This window comes from Staphylococcus sp. B1(2026) (genome assembly GCF_058895785.1).
On the sequence record NZ_JBZXTS010000002.1, the window covers coordinates 81428 to 88023 of the forward strand.

Here is a 6596-nt window from a genome sequence, read left to right on the forward strand (position 1 = left end):
ATGAAGGGAAAAATTGCAAAGCTAATCAAAAAACATCGATTAGCGCAATCATATTCTCAAAAATCTTTAGCAGAAGGTATTTGTGCCCAAGCTATTGTTAGTCGCATTGAGAAAGCAGAAATATCGCCATCAGTAGATATTTTCTTTAAATTAATTAAAAAATTAAACATACCATTAGATGAAGTAGCCGAAGCCTTTGATATGTCTTATCAAGCCAGTCAATCTAAGGCCAGCTTTCAAGAAAGCTCAGGTATTGATGAATTACTAGAAAAACGTGATTATCAAGCCATTAAACAAAGAATAAGTTTGGTTGATTATGAACATCTTTCATTAGCAGATCAGTATTACTATAAGTATGTGGAAGGCATATTGAGTTATACTTATGATGATAATGCAACAGTTGCTTTGAAAAAATTAAATGATTTAGAGAAAGAAATACAAGCTGACACAGCTATGTTCAATTTATATATTAATATATTACAAAGTAAAGTCAGTATATTATCAGCAGTAAAGAATGTAGAAAAAGCAAATGATTATTTGAAGCAACTTGAAAAATATTTACCTATTATCAAAAGTAAGCAAATGGTCATTAAAATATATTTCACCTCATCAAGACACCATTATGTTAACTTAAAAAATTTAGATAAATCACTCGAACTAGCCAATGAAGGTATTAAAGTATGTGTAGAAAATAAATTGATGTATTTACTAGGTGATTTATTATTAATTAAAGCTAATATTTTAAGAAATAAACAAATGTTTGATACAGCTATGGAATATTGTCAACAGTCTATACTCATTTTTAACTTAACTCAAAATTTTGTCTGCTTAGACTATGCATTAAATTTAAATGACGAATTAAGTAAAAGAGGTTGATATAGGATTAATTCTTTGCCGATGAATTAGGAGGAATTATAATGAGAAAGTTATTTTTATATAATGGTTTTACCAATATTATGCCAGAATTAGTAGTTTGGATGATTTTTTAAGTTACTCTGGTTGGAGTTTAAAAGAAATTGCAATTATTCAAGGTGTTTATACTTTTTCTTCAGCAATTTTTGAACTACCATCAGGTATTATTGCAGATAAAATAGGTAAGAAATTAGCCTTACAAATCGGAGAGATTTTATGTATTATTTATCTGTTTGGTTATTTTTTTGCAAGTCATCATTATATAGTTTTTATATGTTTTATATTATTTGCGTTAGGTATATCTTTAATATCAGGAACAGATGTATCTCTTTTATATAGTGAAACAAATAATCAAGATGTGAATTTTATGAAATATATTGGTTATTTTAATTCTATAGGTATATTTTCTATAGCGATTGGGCAGTTAATTGGTGGTATACTGGCTTCAATTTCATGGACACTATTATTTGTTTTAGCTTTAATTTTTAGACTATTATCGTTATATTTTATTATGTCTATGAAGGAAAAAGAAGAAAAAGTAGTAGATACAAACTTTAAAACGCATATTATTGATATGTACACTTACATTAAACAAAATAAATATTTTAAATATTTATTGATAAGTTTATCATTTTTAATTGCTGCAACAACTTTGCATTATCAATATATTCCTATAATATTGAATTCTATACAGTTTAGCACACAACAAGTGTCCATTGTATTTTTCACATTATCGATGTTAGGTGCTTTAGGTTCATTTTTCTATGGTAGAATTTCTGATAAAATAAAAATAAACTACACAGTTACTATATTTTATTTACTTATCACATTGTCTTTCTTTTTATTAGCGTTCATTAACAATATATTTATTATTGTATTGATTGTTGTTATTCCTCATGTCATATTTGAATTATTGTATATTATTATAGAAACATATACACAAGATATTTTAATTGATCATATTCGTGTATCTTCTACTTCTTTGGTTAGGTTTATTAGTGCTATAGGATTAACTTTAGGATCTTTAATTATTGCTTATTGTTCTGATAAAACAACTATATTTGTTTTAGTGGCTTCAATCTGCAGTGTTTATTTAATAATATCTATTTTTGGATACGTCAAATTTAGTTTAAAAAAATAATATAAAAGGTAGTATATTGCCTAAAATCAATTCGTCAGCTGCCACAAAATTAAGACGTGATACTTTGAATTATTTATTTCAATCTTATGCGTTAATTAATAATATAAGTGTATATGATAATTTAAAAATTGCCATGGAATATGTTAATTGTTCTAATAAAGAAAAAGAATATAAAATCAAAGCAGTATTGAAAAAATTACACTTATCTCATGCAGAAAATCATATTGTTAATACATTATCAGGTGGTGAACAGCAACGTGTTGCGATGGCACGATGTATTTTAAAACCGGGTGATTTAATTTTAGCTGATGAACCTACGGGTTCTTTAGATGGTGATTTAGCACAGATTGTCATTCAAGAAATTTTAAATTTACGTAATGATTATCATAAAATAGTTATTTTTGTCACACATGATATGAATTTGGCTAAGCAAGCAGATATGGTTATTAAGTTAAATGAATAAAAATATGTCCCGATTTTTGTTTTTAAAGGTCGGGAATAATGCTATAAATGAGCGGTGTAATAAATAAATTTTTTTTGTTATTAATTGAATTATATAGAAAGGTGGGGTAACTATGAAAACAATTTTAAAGATGTTAGTACCTATGTCGATTGCCACACTTATTAATATGATTTTGTCATTTACAGATACAGCAATGGTCGGGACATTAGGTGTTAACTCGCTTAGTGCCACGGCATCTGCTAATTCATTATTAGCTATTTTCTTGCAAATGATTAGTGTGTTACTTATTGGTTTTCAAATATATGCAAGCCAAGCATGGCGAGAACAAAATATATTCAAAATTAATAGTTATTTTAAGTATACTCTATTCTACATGTACGTTTTATCAATCGGATGTATAATAATATCTATTATATTTTCTAATCAATTATTATCATTATTTACTACACCAGAAATATTATCAGAGAGTAAAAAATATTTTTTCTCTAGGTTAATAAGTTTAGTTATTTTACCATTGATATTGTGTATGAGAGCTTCGTTTGATATTCGTCAACTAACAAAAATTGGTTTGTATGCAACAGTATTAGTCGTAACATCAAATATTATTTTTAATTATTTACTTATTTTTGTTTTACATTTAGGTGTGTTAGGTGCTGGTTTAGGGAGTACATTAGCGATGTTAATGAGTGTAATCTACTTAATATTTTGTAATCAGCAACAAGGTGTGATTACATGGTCTCAATTAAAAAATATTAGTTTAAACCAATTAGTAATACATAAAGAATTGAAAGTAATTAATTTATCTGAAATGTTGAATATGATGTTAGATTATTTAGGCTCATCTGTTTTGTTTATTATGTTAAGTTATATTAGTGTGCATGGTATTGCTGTGGGGAAAGTTTCTAATTTATATATTTCAACATTATTTTCTTTAGTGATGCCACTAGGTACGGTGATTCAAATTTTATTTAATCAAACGCAAGATCGTCAACAAAGAGATACGTATTTAAAAAGTTTATTTCAAATATCGTATTTATTAATTAGTATTTTCACATTTAGTATGTTAGTTTGCCCGATGTTATTTGTACTTCCTTTTACGAAAGATGTACAACTGATGACAATGTTGAAGTATCCAATTATGTTAGTCGGTATTATAGCTATTTTTATGCCATTATTGTCAATTACAACGGGCATACTTCGTGCATATAAAAAGAATAAAGAAAATATGTATATTAATATATTTTGCGTGTGGTTTATTCAATTACCTATCGCGTATCTATTTTGTTTTATATTAAATTATAATGGTTTAGGTTTTGTTATAAGCTTTTTATGTTATTTTATTGTAAGAAGTGGTTTGAATTTATGTTTCGTACGTTTAAGCAGTTGATATGAAAAAGAGGTAGTAGGATGATTAAAAAAATGAATGTCATTTATATTAATAGTTATAGTTCGCTTATTTCGATTTGTTTTTCTTTTGTTATTTTATGGTTGTTAACATCAAAAGGTGTTGAAAAAACAATTTTATTAGGTGTGTTTACAGCTATACCTATTGCGATATCATCTGTATTTTTAAATGCACGTATACAAAATATCAATAAAATATTTTTTTATAAATTGATTGAGCTAATTAAGCCGATATTGTATTTATTGTTCTTTCTTGTTTATATTAATCATCTTAGTTATATTTTTATTATTTTGTTAAATATGATTAATGCGTTTATCTTGTCATTTAATTTTCCTTTATTAATGACGATGATCAATGATACGTCAGTTAATATTAAAGAAATGGTGAGAAAAGCAACCATATTAAGTGCTTTAGTAGGTGTAATATCGCCTTTATTATCAAGTTTATTAGTAGAAAACTTAACTACGCTATCTATTTTATATCTTTTATTTATTAATCAAATGATTGTTTTATTTTTTATATTAAAATTAAAGTGTGTAGATAAAAAAATGAATAGGACATCTCATAAAAATCCGCTTATAATAGAAAATTTGAAATTAGTCATGCGTGATAGAGTGATGTTTGTCATGATTATTTTAATTCCATTTGTGGGTGCCATTGAGAGTAGTTTTCCTGTATTTACTTCGTTATATTTACAGAAACATCAATTACCTGCGTACTATTATGGTATGTTTTACAGTACATTAAATATTAGTATGTTGGTAGGGAATTTTTTATTGAAATATATTAAACTGAATGCACATAGTATTTTAAAATATAATTTTATTATTCAAGGTTGTGGTATGTTATGGGTCGCTGTATTTTGGATTAATTTACCATTGGTAATTAGTGGTTTGACGATTATCGGTTTAATGGCAGGTATGGCACAATTGACAGTGAATTTATTTATTCATGAAAAAGTACCCAAAAGCCAAATAGGTGTATCGTTTAGTATGTTAAGACTAGTGTCAGTATGCTTACAACCTATTACCCCATTGTTATTATTAAGTAGTGAAGATAGCTTTGTCTATCTGTTAGCAGCAATCATTATAATAGCAGGTTTAGTCAATATACTATTGGTTAAAAAAATATATGCTTAATTAAGGAGGCGGTATAATGAATCAATATAAAAAAATATACTATAATGTCGCTATTTTATCGGGGATAGGTTCATCATTATTTATACCTATTTTTTATTTGTTTTTAGAAAATAAGCCATTTAGCTATACGCAAATTGGATGGTATTTATCAGTATTTTATTTAATATCGTTTTTAAGTGAAGTGCCTTGTGGTGCGATTACAGATAGTATTGGCGCTAAAAAAAGTTTATTGTTAAGTTATTTATTAAGATTAATGGGTTTAATTTTATTGTTAAGCCATAGTTTGGTATTAATTATTATTTCAGCATTGTTTTCAGCTATTGCTGAATCATTTGGTTCGGGAACAATGAGTAGTTGGTTAGTGAATATGAATAATAAAAATGGTGAACAATTAAATATTGAGAAAGTTTTTGCGAGATCAGCAACTTATGGTAGTGTTGCTTCAATGGTCGTTGGTTTTATGAGTGTACAATATTTATTTACTTATAATCATAATTTGCCAATTATCATTAGTTGTGTGATGTATAGTTTGTTGTTTTGTTATATTTTAGTTGTTATGCCAGAGTTACGTAATGATATGATATTTTCATTTAATACACTTAAGCAATCTGTTTCTGTAGTTAAGCAATCGCTTCGAGATGTTTTTCTTGTGAAAACTAGCATTATTTTATTAGTTATTTTTACATTACCAGCTATTATTGATTTGGGTCCGAGTAATCAATGGCAGGCAGTGTTTGAAAAAATTAATTATCAGATGATAGCTTATTTATGGTTAGGTATGGGAATCACTAATATTCTAGGAAGTTTATTATTCGAAAAATATTTCGAGCGTTATGCTAGTCAATTGAATGTATTATTTGGATTATTAATTTTGTTAATGTTGTTGTTAGAAGTTGTTGTGGTAATGCCTAATGTTTATATTAAGTTCGGTACTTTTTTTATGTTTTGTGTTTATGTATCAAATTATTTCAATACAGGTAAGTATACTATTACATAAAATGTTAATAACAAATGATGACAATAGAACAACAATGGTCTCGGTATTTTATTCTTTTGAATCAATTGTAACCACTGTTTTATTAGTTGTTAATGGTTATTTAACAGATCATTTTGGTATTTTAATGGCTTGGGAGATATTTATGCTATTTGTTGTTGTATTTATTGTACCTTTATGGTTGTTAAAGAAGAAAAATATATAGGGGTGATGATGATTGAATAAATTAATACTTAATCGTAATTTTTCATTGTTGTGGGCATCGCAAATTGTAAATAGTTTTGGTAATAAATTATCTATTTTTGCTGTGCCACTTATAGGTATATATATTTATCATACAAATGCTTTGGAAACATCTATAATTACAGCTTTATCATTTTTGCCGAGTTTATTATTATCACCTTTTGTTGGTGTTTTTGTGGATAGATATAATAAAAAGAAAATTACTGTGATAAGTAATGGTGTGTGTAGTGTATTGTCAATATCATTATTTGTGGAATTAATTGCGATGTAGCCCATTTTTTGATTGAACATTAAAAAAT

General features: G+C 26.5%; 8 protein-coding genes. All 8 read left to right on the forward strand.

What is annotated here, in order from left to right; all coding sequences use genetic code 11:
* The 8 genes from AC5EAH_RS00980 to AC5EAH_RS01015 all read left to right on the forward strand — a co-directional run bounded on the left by AC5EAH_RS00980 (nucleotide 1) and on the right by AC5EAH_RS01015 (nucleotide 6568).
* A complete protein-coding gene (locus AC5EAH_RS00980) occupies nucleotides 1–876 on the forward strand; it encodes a helix-turn-helix transcriptional regulator (RefSeq protein WP_493492874.1) in 876 nt (291 codons plus the stop codon).
* A gap of 97 nt (nucleotides 877–973) precedes the next feature.
* Complete coding sequence (locus AC5EAH_RS00985; protein WP_493492875.1) at nucleotides 974–2053, forward strand: MFS transporter; 1080 nt, start codon at nucleotides 974–976, stop codon at nucleotides 2051–2053.
* A gap of 16 nt (nucleotides 2054–2069) precedes the next feature.
* Nucleotides 2070–2516, forward strand: coding sequence for an ATP-binding cassette domain-containing protein (locus AC5EAH_RS00990; protein WP_493492876.1), 447 nt, complete (start codon nucleotides 2070–2072; stop codon nucleotides 2514–2516).
* A gap of 112 nt (nucleotides 2517–2628) precedes the next feature.
* Complete coding sequence (locus tag AC5EAH_RS00995; RefSeq protein ID WP_493492877.1) at nucleotides 2629–3903, forward strand: MATE family efflux transporter; 1275 nt, start codon at nucleotides 2629–2631, stop codon at nucleotides 3901–3903.
* Nucleotides 3904–3923: 20 nt separating this feature from the next.
* Nucleotides 3924–5060 carry an MFS transporter gene (locus AC5EAH_RS01000; RefSeq protein ID WP_493492878.1) on the forward strand — a complete coding sequence of 379 codons (1137 nt, stop codon included), beginning with the start codon at nucleotides 3924–3926 and terminating at the stop codon, nucleotides 5058–5060.
* Nucleotides 5061–5076: 16 nt separating this feature from the next.
* A complete protein-coding gene (locus AC5EAH_RS01005; protein WP_493492879.1) occupies nucleotides 5077–6057 on the forward strand; it encodes an MFS transporter in 981 nt (326 codons plus the stop codon).
* Nucleotide 6058: 1 nt separating this feature from the next.
* A complete protein-coding gene (locus tag AC5EAH_RS01010; RefSeq protein ID WP_493492880.1) occupies nucleotides 6059–6259 on the forward strand; it encodes a hypothetical protein in 201 nt (66 codons plus the stop codon).
* A gap of 12 nt (nucleotides 6260–6271) precedes the next feature.
* Nucleotides 6272–6568, forward strand: a complete 297-nt coding sequence (locus AC5EAH_RS01015) for an MFS transporter (RefSeq protein ID WP_493492881.1) — start codon at nucleotides 6272–6274, stop codon at nucleotides 6566–6568.
* Nucleotides 6569–6596 lie beyond the last annotated feature (28 nt).